We start from the raw sequence: 16,742 nt of genomic DNA, 5'->3' as shown, positions 1-16,742 counted from the left end.
TCCACAACATTCCTTATTCCTTACGATGGATACAAATTATTCACAAAATATTCTTGAACCAGAAGATTCAGAAACAGCATACCGTGCCATGAGAGACTCTATTTTACAGGTTTTTCATTTGGGTACCAAAATCGCTAAAGAGTCTAATCCAGACCATGAATTACAAGTTTCGTGGGACTTGGCAGATACCTCTTTGATGAACTGGATTAGTGATACTCATTGTTACTTAAGCCGAAAAGGTCACAAACTTCAATTTTTGGCTCGTCCATCTAAACTAGACATCATTAGTTTTACCCTAAACGAAGGTGACAAGTTATTGATATGTAGCGAAAGCTTAAGAAAGCATCTATCTGATAACGAAATTGACGAAATTTTGCAAAAAAGTAATACGCCAGAAAATGGTATTCAAAATTTGCAAAACGCTGTAGACCCTCAAAAAAAGTTAAAAATTAACCTTGTCATTTTAGAAGTTATCAATAGTAAAAAGTCTGAAGAATCACCAGTCGTAAAACCTTTAGTACCTGTTGAAGAAGCTAAAGTTGAGAAAGTAATCACCTCTACTCCCTCGGTCAGTAAACCTAAGAGTAAAGACAAAGAAACAAATTCGCTTATTCTTTGGACAAGTTTGGGGTTAATCGCTGGCGGGATTGCCTTCTTTCTCTGGTACAGTTCAAATAGCCATCGCTTAAACGGTGATACAATTCCAATTGTCGACTCGGTTCAGCTCAGCAAAACTCCTAGCGCCGACTCTACTGCAATTGCCAAAGCAAATGCTCAATTAAGTGAAGAATTAGGAATCGATACCAATAGTAGCAATACAAGTACCTCTCAAAATTCAACTAGTACCACAGAGACAACACAAAAATCGAGTACTTCAACAGTAGGGTTTCAATCTTCTGACAAAAATTCAACTGAAAGCTCATCTTCGAAAAATAATACTAGAACTAAACGAGCACTCACACAAGATGAGGCTGTTTTGCAACAAGAATTATTAAATCAGCAGAAAACGAAATGGACTTCAATTAGAGATGCTCTCAAACAAGAAGTAGACAATGGCTCGAAAGAAAGTATAGAGAAGCTTAAAAATAGTGAAATGGTACTTAGTAGAATTGATAAAAAACTTAAAGAAACTGCAAAATACCTTCCCTAACACCATAAAAAACCCTGTTAGTATTGCTAACAGGGTTTTATTTTATATCGTAATCACTATCGAATTTCTAAAGCAGGCTTGGCTAATTTCTTTTCCTCTAATAAAATAGCTTGTTGTTCTTGAATTTCTTTTTGTCTCTCTGCTTCAGCTTCCTCTGCATCAAGTATTTCTTGACGTCTAGCGTTTCTAGCTTTCAGAATATGTGATAACCACATATAAACCCCAAATAACCCTGCAAGAATGTAAAGAGAAGTGGTATTATCACTATTTTTAGTAATAAACAAAAAAGCAATAGTAGATACAACCGTAAACACCCAAAGTACAACAGAAGCCTGAAGGTGAGTCATGCCGCTATCTATCAAAATATGATGTAAATGGTTTCTATCGCCAACAAAAGGCGATTTTTTATCTTTTAATCTAACAATGAAAACACGGAGTGTATCAAAAATTGGGACAATCAGTACAACAATTGCCAAGATTGGTGCACTAAATAAGGCATTAGGATCAAAACGGTAAGCAATGTTTAATTGAACAAACTTAATGGCAAACATTGTCAATAAAAACCCGACTATTAAAGATCCAGTATCACCCATAAAGATTTTGGATGTTTTAGAATAATTAAAACGTAAAAAACCTAAAAGTGAACCAGCCATTGATGATGCCAAACAAGCTAATGCAAAATAGCCATTCAAATAAAACCACAAGCCAAATAATCCTCCGCAAATCATACCTATCCCACCTGCTAATCCATCAATTCCATCGATAAGATTAATGGCATTGATCAAAGCAATAAATACAAATACGGTAAGTGGCAAACTCAAAATATAAGGAATCTCGTCGATACCAAAAATTCCAAACAAATTTTCGAGACGAACATCACCAAACACAACCACTAACGCTGATGCTGCAATTTGTACATACATCTTTTTCTTGGGAGACAGTACCAGAATATCGTCTTTGACTCCTAAGAAAAAAAGAATCACCATTGCCGAAATAGAAAGGTGCACAAATTCTCCTTCATCAGGATTGCTCCAAAGGAAGTAACTAATAAGCGTGGATGCAAAGATAGCGACACCGCCTAAAGTAGGGGTCTTTTTGATATGTGAGCTTCTTTCGCCAGGTTCAGCCATCAGATTTTTCAAACGAGAAATCTTGATAATTACAGGTATAGCGGCCACCGAAACAATAACTGCTACTATCGCTGAAACTGTAATTTGAAAAAGCCTATCATTGTATATTTCAGTAAAAATACTATTCATAACCACTTAACTAAATGCCCTAAAATTCAATTTTTAGTAAGAGCAATATCGGAGAAACTCCTTAAAATTTATTATCGAATTTACAACTATTCTATAAAACAACAAGAATTACTAGGATAAAATGCTTCGGTCTCTAACTTTAACCGCAGGGTTACCTTGGTATATAGAGTACGAATCTAGGTTTTTGGTTGCAATAGACCCTACAGAAAGTACTGCATGTGATTCAACGGCTACTCCTGGGCACACAACAGCCTTGGCTCCTATCCATGCCCCTTCTGCCAGTTTGATTTCGCCAATCATAAGTCCAAAACCAGAGCTTTTATAGTTATGATTGCCAGTCAGTAGCATCGCCCCTTGCGATATACATGAATTATTTTCTAAGGTTACCCATGTATAATTATCAATCCAAACCTCCTCTCCTATCCAGACATAATCACCGACTTTCAAAAACCAAGGATACTTGATATTTACCTTTGGTTTTATCATGACACCTTTACCTATCTGTGCTCCAAACAACCGTAATACTACAATTTTCAAACCAACTGGAATAGGTAGGTAATTATTAATTACACAGGTATTGACTAAGAACCAAAGTATGATTTTTACTTTTGACCCTGGATTATACCATGAATTATCATATTTAGACAAATCTGTTTTGAACATTGTCTTCAAGTTATCTCTTACGCTATTATCGCTTCCCTCCATTTATTATTTAAACTACGAACGAAGGTTCTTATTATATTCTTTTTGAAAAAAGTCAACAATTGCATTCTTATCTTTCCCAACACGCTGATACACTTCAAATATTTTAGCATCTACCAAAAAACGATACCAAAAACCCTGTAAAAAATGCCAAACCAAACCTTTGGTTCCATCCAAAAAACCTAACCTAAAAAAGTATCTATATATGAAATACATAAAAGGTCTCGTAAATAAAGGTAAAGAGGCATATTTCATTTTCAAATACCTTTTCCGCTGTTCTTGAGAACCGAATAACTTTGGCTCGACTGATTCAAAATCCCGAAAGTCGTATTTCATATTGAGTAAGTCTATTACTTCTCTAATAGCATACAGGTTATGTTTTTGAGTCCACCAAGTTAGATTATTCAAATTGTGATCTACTATGTCATTCAAAAAGTTCTGGGTGGTGCCTTCCGTAATTTTGATATGTTCATCCATCCAAGTTTCTTCACAAACGCCTTTTCCATTTTTCCAAATTCTAAGCAACCAAATAGGATAATATGCACCATGACGAATCCATTTATTAAAAAACATTACTCGACGCTTTACATATATTCCCGAAATATTGTCAGATAAATTCCCTAATTTTTGGGTAATCTCTTCTGATAATTCAGGCATGATATACTCATCCGAATCCATACGCATCAACCATTTGGTTTTATGAGGGTTGTTTTCAATACCAAAATTAAATTGTTGCGCATAATTTACCCAAGGATTGTACTGAACTACAGCACCTAAACTTTCGGCAATTTTCACCGTTTTGTCGACAGAGCCAGAGTCAACGATAAAAATTTTATTAGTAAATGGCAAAATCGACTTAATACAGCGGGCAATATGTTTTTCCTCATTAAAGGTCAGAATGATTACTGATATATCTTGTTGCATACTGTAATTGTTTATTTCATAATTTTAACAAACTCATTCATAATTCGTTTTCCTACCACACGAATATCATATTGAGTTCGCACCAAATGTTGACCATTTTTGGCAATACGTTTACCTTCCTCTTCGTCACTCAAAAGCCTGTTTATTGCATTCTTAATGGAATCTACATCCAAATCTACGATTATAGCCGACTCTGTTTCAATAATTTCTTCAGCAAAACCAACTTTATCTGAAAAAACGGAAGGAGTACCAGACATCAATCCCTCTAATGCTGCAATAGAAAATGCCTCGGTATGAGATGGCAATACAAATATATCTGCTCCTGCAAATGCGTCAAGCTTTTCTGAACCCGTCTTCATCCCTATCCACTTTATATAATCTTCAGCTCGATTTTGTTTAATAAAAGTATTCGTAAAGTCTAAATAACCACTATCAGGGCCTGCTAATACAAGGATAAAATCGCTACGTTCATTAGATAATTTTTGAATAGCAGGGAGCAATAAATCAAGCCCTTTTGTGAAGTCTATTCTTCCTAAGAATAAGATTATTTTTTTATTTTCAGGAAAACCCAGCGAAGTTTGAAAGTACGTTTTTGAGGTGAGATTTTCAAAAGGCTCTATTTCTATTCCATTGGGAATTATGACAACATTGGGATGAGATTCGCCCAGAAACTCCATTACATCATGATATTCTTCTTTTGAATATACATGTATCATTTCGGCATTAAGTAATGCTTTCTTTTGAAAAAGCCATTTGAATATAAGCTTTTTCCAGTATCCATTTCGGTATGCCCATGGACGCAACAAGCCGTGTATTGTTATACACTTTGAAGCCTTTAATCCTAACAAAAATGGGGCTACACTTCCAAAGTGCCATATTCCATGCAAATGCAATATATCAAATGTATCGCCATTGTTTTTTAACCAAGTATATAACTCTGGTGAAAACTCAGTCCAAAATCGAGCTAATTTATGACGTTTACAAGCAACTACATTTACTCCATCGGGGGCAGGATACAGCTTTTGTCCCTCAGAAATTGGAGTTAGTATCGTAACTTCAGCTCCATTGGCAACTTGAATTGCTGCATTGTCATATATAACTTTTGGGGGGCCTCCCATGTCCCAAGTATAGGCGCAAATATGTAAAATTTTCATTTATTAGATCTCTTAAAATAATGGCTTAACTTAGTAGTAAGTGGTAATTCTATTTTTTTGTGAATTAAAATGGCCAAAAGTACATTTATTAAAATTACCATGTAATTAAATATTGAAGCATTAGTGGCATCAAGCTTTATTCCGATGGCCGATGGAAGTTTGTTCATTATCAGGAATGTCGGAAAATGTATCAAATATAATACATAAGATGCCCCCCCTAATAAAATTAGAGATTGAGGCGCCTTTATTATTCCTGCATTTTCTAGGCTTAAAAAACTAACTAAAACTAAACACGCACTAGAACCAAAAACTAATATTCTTTTAAAATTATCATAGTCACCCACATCGTACCCCCAAACCCCTATTATACACAAAGCTGCCAGTAAGACTCCCAAAGACATAAATACGCTCAGTTGTATTTTTTCTAAATATCTACAAATGAGACATCCCAATAAAAACTCAATATTATAATTGCTGAATAAAAAGTTATAATACGAAAATCCCGAAGAAGGTTCTCCGTAGGGATGAAAGAAAGAATTATGAACCGACAAGCAAAATACGATAATAGGTAAAAACCATAAACGTTGTGACAGAATTAGTAATGAAAATAAAGTATAGAAATACAATTCATGACTCAATGTCCAAGTAACAGGGTCTATGGCAATATGATTAGGGAATAAGGTATATGTCTTTAGCGTATTCCAAAAATTCATATCATACTCAACTGTAAAATGGACCACATGGAGTTGTTTGGACAAAAACCATTGCAATAACTGAATCGACAAAATTACAAGCCAATAAATAGGAAACACCCTAATACTTCTTTTACTCCAATAGCTCAAAAACTGATTAGGTTTTCCAATCAAACCATTCGCTGTGTAGTAAATAATAAAGCCACTAATCACAAAAAATAAATCTACTCCAGCAAAGCCAATTCGAAATATATCTCCGAAAATTGCTTGAGAATAATGCATTTTCTGATAACTAGACACATGATATATTAGTACAACAAATGCGGCAATTCCTCTTAATACCTGTATTGAGTTTAATATTCTTTTTGGAGGCATATTTATCTTCTGTATAAAGATATTTACTTAAAAGTAACTTCTTTTATGAATAAAATGACAGTAAATTCTGGATACAGATATGCTTACACTCGTACACAAAATTCCATTTTTATACTTATTTATTAAGCACTTTTTTAAAAGCGGCATACATTTCTTCTGCTACTGTTTTGGGCGTATATGAATTGATGATTTCTTCAGAGACCATTCCCATAGTAGGAATTTGGTCTGAGTTGCTCATAAAATATGCCAACTTTTCAACTAGAGATTCGATTGAATGCGGATTGAAGGTAAATCCATTTTTCCCATTTTGCACTAAGTCAGGTGCACAACCACACGATTCCGAAACTAAAACGGGCATTCCACAGACCATAGCCTCATTTACAACCAATCCCCAAGGTTCTGAATAACTTGCCAAAACCAAGACATCAGACAACGCCAAGTATGCTGGCACCTCTTTCCAGCCCACTCCTGGCAAAAATGTTACATCTTGAATCTTTTCATTTGATACTATCGAGGCTAATTCTGATTTCTGTTCACCATCGCCCAATATAATTAATCCCCATTCAGAGCTACATTTAGCTTTAGCCTGTTTAAATGCCTGCAATAAAAAAGCTAAATTTTTGAATGGAATCAGTCTACCAACAAATATAAAGTTATGTTTTGAAAGATGTAACTGCCTTTTTCTTTGTTCGCCTTTGGTATATTCTTGATTATATATCAAGCGAATAGTATCATTATCGACACAACTTTTATTTACTAGCTGTTGCTCTGGTTTGGCACCTAATTCGACCATATAAAGAGATGATAATGAACCAAAATTAAAAAAACCATTCATCTGTGAGACAAATATCTTTTTCAATAATTCACGTAAAGTACTACGAACATGGTCATTTGCTGTAGACTCATTAGATAATATAACCTTTATTCCTTTAACCTTACAATATAGTGTAACAGCCCAAAATGCCAAATCATAGTATCCTGCCACATTTACTACATCAGGTTTGAATTTGGCTATTGCATTAATCATTCCTTTGGTTCTAGTCGATAAAGATACCTCTTCAATAATTCCATCGTGAATTAACTCGTAAGGATATTTTATTGTTGATGTATCAAAATTCCCCATCGCCAAACGGCTTTTTTCTGTTTTTGCAATTTGACAAACCAATAATTCAAAATCGTCAACTTGCTGACTTACGTTATAGAGCTCATCAAATAATATAGACTTATAATGTGCCCAAAGGACATTATGAAAAATTAATACCTTCATGCTACACTTATATGGTCGGATTAACTGAACTGTTAGTACTTTTTTCTATGTGAGATGCTGTTGGAGTCAGCTCAAGGTATTTTACTCCAACAAAGCGAATCATAACAGCAAACACAAACCAGTATGCAGAATCGTTGGGTCTTCCTCCTGTAAATAATCCTAGAAAATAAGTTAGATAAAAGTAACCAAGAAACATAGTGAACATATTATCACGTCGCTTCATGGCAAGTAATGATTCTTTCAAAATTAGCAAATTCATTAAGCCAAAACTCCAAAAACCTATAATCCCATAATCCAACAATGATTCTACAATAGGCATATCCATATACCAAAATCGATACCCTTTACCCAAAATTAAAGAATGTGGCTCATTGAATAGAATAGCTTTAAAAAACTCAAGATTACTTACTCGACCCAACGCAGAATAGTCGAGTGTTTTTTCATCGGCCATACCCGCAGCAGTCAATAAAGCTTTGGTAAGAGCAGTACTCGAATTTTCATAATAATTAAGTAGAATACCTAAGACAGCTTCATGAGTCATGAAAAAATAGACTACCCCAGCAATGAAAAATGCGAAAACTAAGATGTTTCTCTTACTAAAGAATCCTTTTATCAAATTCTTGATATCTTTAGCCGAAGAATTATAATAAACATATAGCGCAACTGCGATAAAAAAAGTGAGGAGAATCGTTCTCACCTGTGCCATGACTAATAATACCAATGAGATAATTATATTCAACGCACAAAAGATTTTCCACAACGAGTTTTTTGTTTTTAACATAAAAAACGAAGCAAATATCCCAGCAAACGCATTTCTTGCATATACGTGAGGGTTTCCACCTTGTGCTGAGGTTCCATCACCAAATACAACTGTTGCTCTTTGTCCTAAAATAAATAAGGGATTACTAATCATAGAGTAGATCAAGCAGATACTCCCAATAAAGGTCAACACTACAACTACAGGCAGGAAATAGTCTTTGATTTCATTAGAAACAAAGATTAGCATAATAAAATAAATGGCAATCAACGCATAATTAGCTATATCTCTCCCTACGATATAGCTATCGGTGTACACATCATTATAGGCATAAAAGTAAATCAGAGAAATCCCTGTAAAAATCATCCCCAAGCGAAATATAGGTATATTTAATTTGTAGAACTTTCTAAAGGTATCTCTGGATAACATCAATGCAAAACCCACAAAAAAACTTGCTAATGTGAATGTTGAGGAACCTCCAAAACCTAGTGCTTCTTTGAAGAAAAATATCAAAGAAGACCCCATAAATACGAGGAAAATACCAATGGATTGGCGTGTATATTTAAAATCAAAAAGTTTCATCTCTGCAAAAATAATGAATCGCCTACAGTATCTTATCAAACAACACGCAATTTAACACTAATCTCTTTGTAAAGTAAACAAACAACTTGTCAACTTAGTATTCGATAGTATCAACACGTCAATTGTCTTCTCTTACTACTTTTACGACCTTTATACAATAAAACTATTACTAAAACTTTATCGTGAGCATCTGTCTCATCACAGACCATTGAAGTTCAACAGATTACTGTTAGTTTATCTTTTTTTTCATTAACATTGTATCAAATTTCAGGTAGTATATAACAATTTTGAAATTGTCTGCCTTGCTTAGTCAAAACCAAGTTAACAATAATATAGATGAAAAGAGTGACAGGAATCGGTGGTGTCTTTTTTAAATGTAAAGATCCACAACAATTAAAAAATTGGTATGAAGAACACCTCGGCTTCAATACTGATGAATATGGAACAAACTTTGAGTGGCGTCAAATGGATGAACAAAAAGGCTTTACTCAATGGAGCCCTTTTCCTGATAGTACTCAATACTTTGCACCATCCAATAAAGAGTTTATGATTAATTATCGTGTCGATAATTTAAAAGAATTAGTAGAAATACTCCGACTTGAAGGTGTGACTATTTTGGATGAAATAGAAGAATTAGAGTTTGGCAAATTTGTTCATATTTTGGACATTGAGGGCAACAAGATTGAGCTTTGGGAGCCCTACGACACCGAATACGATAAAATTGTCGGTGGTAGAACAAGCTAATAAATAATATTATGCTAGGTATAATTTTTAAGATTCTACAATTTACCTATCTGAAGCTTTTAATACCTAGCATAATACAATTCAAATCAATTTACAATCAAACCATCTTGCATAACGAGCTTTCGATCTGCCATGTTGGCAAGTTCCTCATTGTGAGTAACAATCACGAAAGTTTGCTGAAATTTATCTCGTAAGGTAAAAAACAACTCATGTAGTTCTTGTGCATTTTTGGAATCTAAGTTACCCGAAGGTTCATCGGCAAAAATAATGGCTGGAGCATTCATCAACGCTCTAGCTACAGCAGTACGTTGTTGCTCGCCGCCCGACATTTGCGAAGGTAGATTGTTGATTCTATCTTTGAGTCCTAACATTACCAGTAATTCTTCTGCTCTTTCTCTTATAGCTTTGTCTCCCTTTCCATTAATAAATGCAGGCATACAGACATTTTCTAGTGCTGAAAACTCTCCTAAAAGGTTATGAAACTGAAAAATAAAACCAATTTTTTCATTTCTAAAAGTAGCCAAAGCCTTCTCTCCTAGCTGAGTCACATCTTGCCCATCGATGATTAAACTTCCAGAATCTGGCTGATCTAAAGTACCAAGTATGTGTAATAAAGTACTTTTGCCAGCCCCAGAGGCACCAACGATTGAGACAACTTCCCCTTTAGTGATATTCAAATCAATTCCCTTAAGAACCTCCAACGAAGCATAACGCTTGATGATATTTTTTGCTATTAACATTCTTAGCTGCTGTTTTAGATGCACTACATATAACTTACAACCTTCTCTGCATCTTGATTAAAACGGTAAAACCGATTGCTTCCTTTTGAAATAGCAAAAAAACGATAATATTTCTGAAAAAGGAAATATCTCTAAAAACAAAAGGCATCAACTCTTTTGAGCTGATGCCTTTTGTTTTAAACAATCCTATGATTAATAACCTTCATTCTGAATCAACTGAGTATTTGCATCAGTTTCTCTCATTGGAATTGGGAATATCAATTTTGGTGAGTTATAAGGATATACTCTTACATCACTACCATTCGTTTTTACAATTGTTTGCTTGTTGCGTTTAATATCGTGAATCAAATGACCTTCAAATGCCAACTCAAAGCGTCTTTCTTTTAGAATGGCATCTAGAGTTAAAGTAGTGTACAATGACGCATTTGAGCGAGCTCTTACACGGTTAATATCTGCCAAAGATGTAGCTCCTACAGGCGAGCCTCCCAATCGGAAGTTAGCTTCGGCACGAATCAAATACATTTCTGCCAAACGAATCACTGGGATATTGGCAAACTGATCAGCCCATTTTGCAGTAAAGATATCACCTGATTCATAGAAGAATAAACCACGGTCATCGCCAGGCTCATAAGAACCTAAATGTTGGTCTGTTATTTTAATGTCACCTCTACCACCATAGTCAGGCGATGCAAAAAAGGTATTATATCCGTTGTCATTGTCTTGCTCAGTCTGCTGAACTGCAAAAATATCTTCTGAAGAGTTTGAACGATTATTGAAAGCTAAGTCAAAAGATTTAGCCAAATCATACGCCCCTGAAGAAATAACTCTATTGGCAGCTTGACGAGCCAACTCATAATTTCCTTGAGACAAATACACTCTTGCCAAAATAGCTGCTACTGTATTTTTACCGATATAAAACCCATTTGTTGATGGCAACAATGATTCTGCACTAGTCAAGTCTGTAATAATTTGTTGATAGACTTGCTCAACGGTGTTTCTCGAAGTAAAGCTCGCTGTCGTAATTTCTAAGGTTGGCGTTGTAACAATAGGAACACCCAAATTAGTCTTAGGGTCGCCATCAACGTATGCCTTTGCATATACACGTACTAAGTTGAACAACATCCATGCACGGATTGCTTTGGCCTCGCCTTCTACTTTACTTTTCTTGGCAGCAGTTACTACACCAAGGTTAGCCAATACAATATTTGCTACGTTGATTGTACGATACGTATCCAACCACGTAGTTGCAGCTTGACCATTATCTCTCAACATATTTTTATTAAATATCTGAGCAGGGGGAACAAAAGTACCCTGCCATTCGATATCACCATTATCACCAATGAGTTCTGCATCGCGTTGAGGGTTTCCGCCCAAAACATCTGCATCACCCATCGAATCGTAAGCACCAATCAAGATTGCTTCAACATCGGCAGATGTTTGAACTGCTGATGAAGCATCAATATTGGTGACAGGCTTTACATCTAATTTATTGTCACAACTCGACAGAAATAAGCCAAGTGCGATGGTATATATTAATTTATGCTTTAATTTCATTTTTTCTTCAATTTTAAGTTAACCTTTTCAACTTCGTCCTAATTAAAAACCTAGATTCAAACCTACTGTGATGGTCTTAGGTTGTGGTGCTGAGTAAAAATCGTTACCAGCAGCTACACCACCCAAATAGTCCGTGTTAACTTCAGGATCCCACCCTGTGTATTTAGTGAATGTCAACAAGTTGTTAGCTGTTGCATAAACTCTTAATTTGCTCAATTTTAATTTATTCACAACCGAGCTTGGGAAAGTGTAACCCAACGTTATCGTTTTCAAACGTGTATAGCTAGCATCTTGCAAATAACGTGAAGATTCAGCCGTACCATTACCTCCTAAATATCGAGCCTGAGGTACGTTTGTAATATCACCAGGTTTTTGCCAACGACTCATCTGGTCAATAGTTTGGTTATCATAAAAATCACCATTGGCTGACATAAATTTACCAGCACCATTATAAACAGAGTTACCATAAACACCTTGGAAAGTAAACGAGAAGTCAATTCCTTTATAAGAGAATTCGTTTGTGAAACCACCAATCCATTTCGGGTTTGGATTACCAATCACTACGTATTCAGCTTGATTCACATCGTTGGTAGTACCTCTGTCAATCGAGCCATCAGTATTTTTAGTATTTTTGTAGTATAGGGCATCTCCATTGGCAGGATCTACACCAGCGTATTCAGGCCCTACAAAAACACCTAAAGGCTGACCTTCTACAGCTCTGTTTAAGAATCCTCCTGTAATTACTTGACCTTGCAAGTTCAAAATTTTATTGGCGTTGGTTGCAGCGTTAATTGATGCTTTCCACTTCAAATCACCAAATGAATTATCAGTTCTCAATACAAACTCCCAACCTTTGTTTTCTAACTCACCTACGTTTTTCAACAAAGTAGAATAACCACTTGTACCAGGTACGTTTACATTAAGCAACAAATCCGTTGTTTTCTTTGTATAATAATCTACTTCAGCAGAGATACGGTTATTCAAGAAGCCAACCTCTAAACCAATATCAGTCTGAGCGGTTTTTTCCCATTTCAAATCAGGATTGGCCAATTGTACTGGTCTTTGACCAGGCGTACCAACGTACCCGAATGAAGCAGAGTATAAACCTAATGCAGCGTAGTTGTTAATCTCTGCATTACCCGTCAAACCATAACTTGCACGTACTTTCAAATAGCTAATCTGTGGAATATTCTTAATAAATTCTTCCTCCGAAAGAAGCCAACCTGCCGATGCAGATGGGAAGAAACCATATCTGTTATTAGTACCAAAGCGAGAAGAAGCATCTACACGACCTGTAAATCCAAACAAATACTTATTGTTAAGCTTATAATTTACACGACCAAAGTATGATAAGAATGAATAAAAGTTCTCTGTAGAGTTTGCATCTGCCTTTGTAGCTCCAGAAATCAACATTTTGTAAGAATCACTCGGAAAACTTCTTGCAGTTGCATCCAAATAGCTTCTCTTTGACTGTTGATAGGACATACCTGCTACTGCCTGAATATCATGCAAATCATTAAGATTTTTATTGAATGTAAAGAAGTTGTTAGTAGAATAGTTAAACATCAATGTATTTGTTTTGTATGCTTCACCATTCACTGCGGTAGTATTGTTACGTGAAGTTTCTTTACCATAGTATTGTTCTTCATTTTGGAACAACATATCATAACCATACTCCGAACGGAACGATAATGAAGGCAAGATATTCCACTGCCCATAAACATTACCAATACTACGATATACCTCTGTATTGTTATCTGTATATTTTATTGACAACAACGGGTTGTAATATTGAGTTACTACAGCACCATTATAACTATCGGTATATTCGCCGGTACGAGGGTCAATCACAGGAGAAAGTGGCGCTAATGCAATAATTTGCATTGGAGTAGAGAAAGCATTGTCATTAGACAAACGAGTATTGAAAGTTCTCGCCATACTGAAGTTAATACCCAACGACACCTTATCTGATGCTTTATGGTCTACATTCAAACGGCTTGAGATACGTTCGAAGCTATTTTTAACAATAATACCATCTTGTTTACTATAAGAGCCAGAAGCATAAAACTTAGTTTTGTCATTACCACCCGTAATACTCAAATCAAACTGATTAATTTTACCTGTTCTTAATACCTGTTTCTCCCAGTTTGTACTTGTATAGTTTGCCGAAGTTGGGTCTTGCCAACGAGCTCTTTCTCCCAAAGCATATCTATCAAAGCGAGTATATCCACCAGACGCTGAATATCCATTGTTTACACGAGCTTCTGTAAATAATTCAACATATTGTGCAGTATTCAAGAAGTCTCTATGTCCTGTAGCTTCGCTTGAACCTGAGAAATAATTGATATTTACGTTTGTTTTACCAGCTTTACCTCTCTTGGTTGTGATGAGAACAACACCATTTGAAGCACGTGAACCATAAATAGCAGAAGCTGCTGCATCTTTCAATACATCAATTGATTCAATATCATTGAAGTTGATATCAGCAATTGGGTTAGTTGGTCCACCAGTAGTAGATTGATCATTGGAAGTAATCGGAATACCATCCACCACGTACAATGGGTTATTTCCTGCCGAAACAGAAGAAGAACCACGAATACGAATCTTTACTCCTTGCCCAACTTTACCGTTTCCAGATTCGATAAAAACACCGGCTGCACGTCCTTGAATAGCTTGTTCTGTTGATATTACAGGCAAGCCTTCGATAGACTTAGAACTAATCTGAGCCACATTACCTGTTAAGTTAGTTTTGGTTTGTGTACCATACCCAACTACCAGTACCTCCTCAAGTGCCTTTGAATCTTCCTTTAAGGTAACATTAAGGATCGTTTGGCTACCAACAGGTATTTCCTGTGTTATAAATCCTACAAAACGAAATGATAATACAGATTTCGAACTCGGTACAATGATTGAATAATTTCCTAGTGCATCTGTTTGAGTACCTTTTGTAGTACCCACCACCTGAACTGTCACGCTCGGTAATGCCGAACCATCAGCAGAAGATGTAATCTTTCCTGTAATCTTGCGTTCTTGGGCATTTGATTGAAACAAAATACCAACCACAAGCAGGAAACTCATTAGTAAAAGCTTCTTCATGAAGTGTATGTGTTTAGTTAAAAAATGAAAAAAAATAGAATAATTAGACTGCATTGAGCACAACGCACCCTACAAGTTTACACCCGTAAAAATAAAAAATGAAAATAAATTCACTAATAACTACTTTAAAGATGAGTATAAACTACTAGTAGCAAAAAAACTCAACTTAAATTAGTTATAATTCTGGGAAGAGAAATGATATAATTATTGGCGAAATTATGTTAGTGAGTCCAAGTTGTAAAAAAATCGTTAACAAGTCAATTTTTTTAATTCCGAAGGACAAAAATAATTTCGATTTTTACGCCTGTCAATGTACCTGTTACAACTCATTTTAAGGATAAATAATCAACGGGCTATAAATATTTAGCAAAGAAAAATACTATGTTTAGAACTTTGTCAGTAATTTAGCAAGCGATTTCTTCAATAGCTGTATTCTACGACATTTTGTGTGTCTTAAACCTTATACCGTTATTGAGGCATTGTCCCAAAAGGAAGCTTTTTTCCAGTATTGTATATTAAAGTTTCATAAACAATTGTATATCAAATGAACATTCACGAGTATCAAGCTAAAGACATTTTGAAAGGCTACGGTGTTCGCATCCAAGAAGGCATCGTTGTTGATACACCAGCACTGGCAGTAGAAGCTGCCCGTGAATTAACGGCCAAAACTGGTACCGGGTGGCACGTAGTGAAGGCTCAAATCCACGCAGGTGGACGCGGTAAAGGAGGAGGTGTTAAACTTGCTAAAAACCTAGAAGAAGTTCGTGAAAAAGCTGAACAAATCTTAGGAATGCAGTTAATTACACACCAAACTGGTCCAGAAGGTAAAAAAGTTCACAAAGTTTTGATCTCGGAAGATGTTTACTATCCAGGTCCTTCTGAAATTAAAGAATACTACCTTTCTATCCTATTAGATCGTGCTAAAGGTTGCAATGTAATCATGGCCTCTACAGAAGGTGGTATGGACATCGAAGAAGTTGCTGAACACTCTCCAGAGAAAATCATCAAAGAATGGATTGATCCTCGTGTTGGCCTTCAGCAATTCCAAGCTCGTAAAGTAGCTTTCGCTCTTGGTTTGTCTGGCGATGCTTTCAAAGAAATGGTGAAATTCATCAACGCTCTTTACAAAGCTTATTTAAACACTGACTCTTCAATGTTCGAAATCAACCCTGTGTTGAAGACTTCAGATAATAAAATCTTGGCAGTTGATGCTAAAGTGAATCTTGATGATAACGCTTTGTTCCGTCATCCAGACTTTATCGCTTTGCGTGATACTAGCGAAGAGGATCCTTTGGAAGTTGAAGCTTCTGCAAACGACCTTAACTATGTAAAACTAGACGGTAACGTTGGTTGTATGGTAAATGGTGCAGGTTTGGCAATGGCTACAATGGACATCATCAAACTTTCTGGTGGCGAGCCTGCTAACTTCCTTGATGTTGGGGGAGGCGCAAACGCTAAAACAGTAGAAGCTGGTTTCCGTATTATCTTGAAAGATCCAAACGTTAAGGCTATTCTTATCAACATCTTCGGTGGTATCGTTCGTTGTGACCGTGTTGCTACTGGTGTTGTTGAAGCTTACAAAGCTATTGGTGATATTCCTGTACCAATCATCGTTCGTTTGCAAGGAACAAACGCTGCTGAAGGTGCTAAAATCATCGACGAGTCAGGTCTTAAAGTTTACTCTGCTGTAGTTTTGAAAGAAGCTGCTGAAAAAGTAGAGAAAGTTTTAGCTGGAACTATCTAATT

General features: G+C 35.8%; 13 protein-coding genes. 3 read left to right on the top strand and 10 right to left on the bottom strand.

All coding sequences use genetic code 11. The features are described from left to right. The first annotated feature begins 25 nt into the window (after nucleotides 1-25). Entirely contained in the window at nucleotides 26-1,150 is a 1,125-nt protein-coding gene (locus QM491_RS12010; RefSeq protein WP_283327734.1) for a hypothetical protein, read from the top strand. Between the two features lie 56 nt (nucleotides 1,151-1,206). Here QM491_RS12010 and QM491_RS12005 read toward each other — a convergent pair whose 3' ends face one another. The 7 genes from QM491_RS12005 to QM491_RS11975 all read right to left on the bottom strand — a co-directional run bounded on the left by QM491_RS12005 (nucleotide 1,207) and on the right by QM491_RS11975 (nucleotide 8,862). Continuing rightward, a complete protein-coding gene (locus tag QM491_RS12005; RefSeq protein ID WP_283327733.1) occupies nucleotides 1,207-2,409 on the bottom strand; it encodes a glycosyltransferase family 4 protein in 1,203 nt (400 codons plus the stop codon). A 111-nt stretch (nucleotides 2,410-2,520) separates the two neighbouring features. Then, complete coding sequence (locus tag QM491_RS12000; protein ID WP_283327732.1) at nucleotides 2,521-3,072, bottom strand: WcaF family extracellular polysaccharide biosynthesis acetyltransferase; 552 nt, start codon at nucleotides 3,070-3,072, stop codon at nucleotides 2,521-2,523. A gap of 54 nt (nucleotides 3,073-3,126) precedes the next feature. Further along, nucleotides 3,127-4,035 (bottom strand): glycosyltransferase family 2 protein, encoded by a 909-nt coding sequence (locus QM491_RS11995; RefSeq protein ID WP_283327731.1) that lies wholly within the window; start codon nucleotides 4,033-4,035, stop codon nucleotides 3,127-3,129. Nucleotides 4,036-4,046: 11 nt separating this feature from the next. Next, nucleotides 4,047-5,189: a glycosyltransferase gene (locus QM491_RS11990; RefSeq protein WP_283327730.1), complete on the bottom strand. Its 1,143-nt coding sequence runs from the start codon at nucleotides 5,187-5,189 to the stop codon at nucleotides 4,047-4,049. Then, nucleotides 5,186-6,256, bottom strand: a complete 1,071-nt coding sequence (locus tag QM491_RS11985; protein ID WP_283327729.1) for an acyltransferase family protein — start codon at nucleotides 6,254-6,256, stop codon at nucleotides 5,186-5,188. The genes QM491_RS11990 and QM491_RS11985 overlap by 4 nt, the downstream gene beginning before the upstream one ends. Nucleotides 6,257-6,371: 115 nt before the next feature. Continuing rightward, nucleotides 6,372-7,523 (bottom strand): glycosyltransferase family 4 protein, encoded by a 1,152-nt coding sequence (locus QM491_RS11980; RefSeq protein ID WP_283327728.1) that lies wholly within the window; start codon nucleotides 7,521-7,523, stop codon nucleotides 6,372-6,374. A 7-nt stretch (nucleotides 7,524-7,530) separates the two neighbouring features. Then, a complete protein-coding gene (locus QM491_RS11975) occupies nucleotides 7,531-8,862 on the bottom strand; it encodes an O-antigen ligase family protein (RefSeq protein ID WP_283327727.1) in 1,332 nt (443 codons plus the stop codon). 336 nt (nucleotides 8,863-9,198) lie between these two features. On the opposite strand from QM491_RS11975, the gene QM491_RS11970 reads away from it, so the two are divergent. After that, complete coding sequence (locus tag QM491_RS11970; RefSeq protein WP_283327726.1) at nucleotides 9,199-9,606, top strand: VOC family protein; 408 nt, start codon at nucleotides 9,199-9,201, stop codon at nucleotides 9,604-9,606. An 86-nt stretch (nucleotides 9,607-9,692) separates the two neighbouring features. On the opposite strand, the gene QM491_RS11965 is transcribed toward QM491_RS11970, so the two are convergent. From QM491_RS11965 to QM491_RS11955, 3 genes are all read right to left on the bottom strand, one after another. Further along, nucleotides 9,693-10,346 carry an ABC transporter ATP-binding protein gene (locus QM491_RS11965; protein WP_283327725.1) on the bottom strand — a complete coding sequence of 218 codons (654 nt, stop codon included), beginning with the start codon at nucleotides 10,344-10,346 and terminating at the stop codon, nucleotides 9,693-9,695. Between the two features lie 192 nt (nucleotides 10,347-10,538). Next, on the bottom strand, nucleotides 10,539-11,900 hold the full coding sequence (locus tag QM491_RS11960; RefSeq protein ID WP_283327724.1) for a RagB/SusD family nutrient uptake outer membrane protein: 1,362 nt from the start codon (nucleotides 11,898-11,900) through the stop codon (nucleotides 10,539-10,541). Between the two features lie 42 nt (nucleotides 11,901-11,942). Further along, the gene (locus tag QM491_RS11955) at nucleotides 11,943-14,996 is read right to left on the bottom strand and encodes a SusC/RagA family TonB-linked outer membrane protein (RefSeq protein ID WP_283327723.1); all 3,054 of its coding nucleotides are present in this window, start codon (nucleotides 14,994-14,996) and stop codon (nucleotides 11,943-11,945) included. Nucleotides 14,997-15,540: 544 nt separating this feature from the next. On the opposite strand from QM491_RS11955, the gene sucC reads away from it, so the two are divergent. Further along, nucleotides 15,541-16,740 (top strand): ADP-forming succinate--CoA ligase subunit beta, encoded by a 1,200-nt coding sequence (gene sucC, locus QM491_RS11950; protein WP_283327722.1) that lies wholly within the window; start codon nucleotides 15,541-15,543, stop codon nucleotides 16,738-16,740. Nucleotides 16,741-16,742: the final 2 nt, after the last annotated feature.

Source organism: Flectobacillus longus, assembly GCF_030056705.1.
In the GTDB taxonomy this organism is placed as follows: domain Bacteria; phylum Bacteroidota; class Bacteroidia; order Cytophagales; family Spirosomataceae; genus Flectobacillus; species Flectobacillus longus.
Note: the sequence above shows the minus strand (reverse complement) of the source record. Positions and strands in the feature narration are given on the sequence as shown.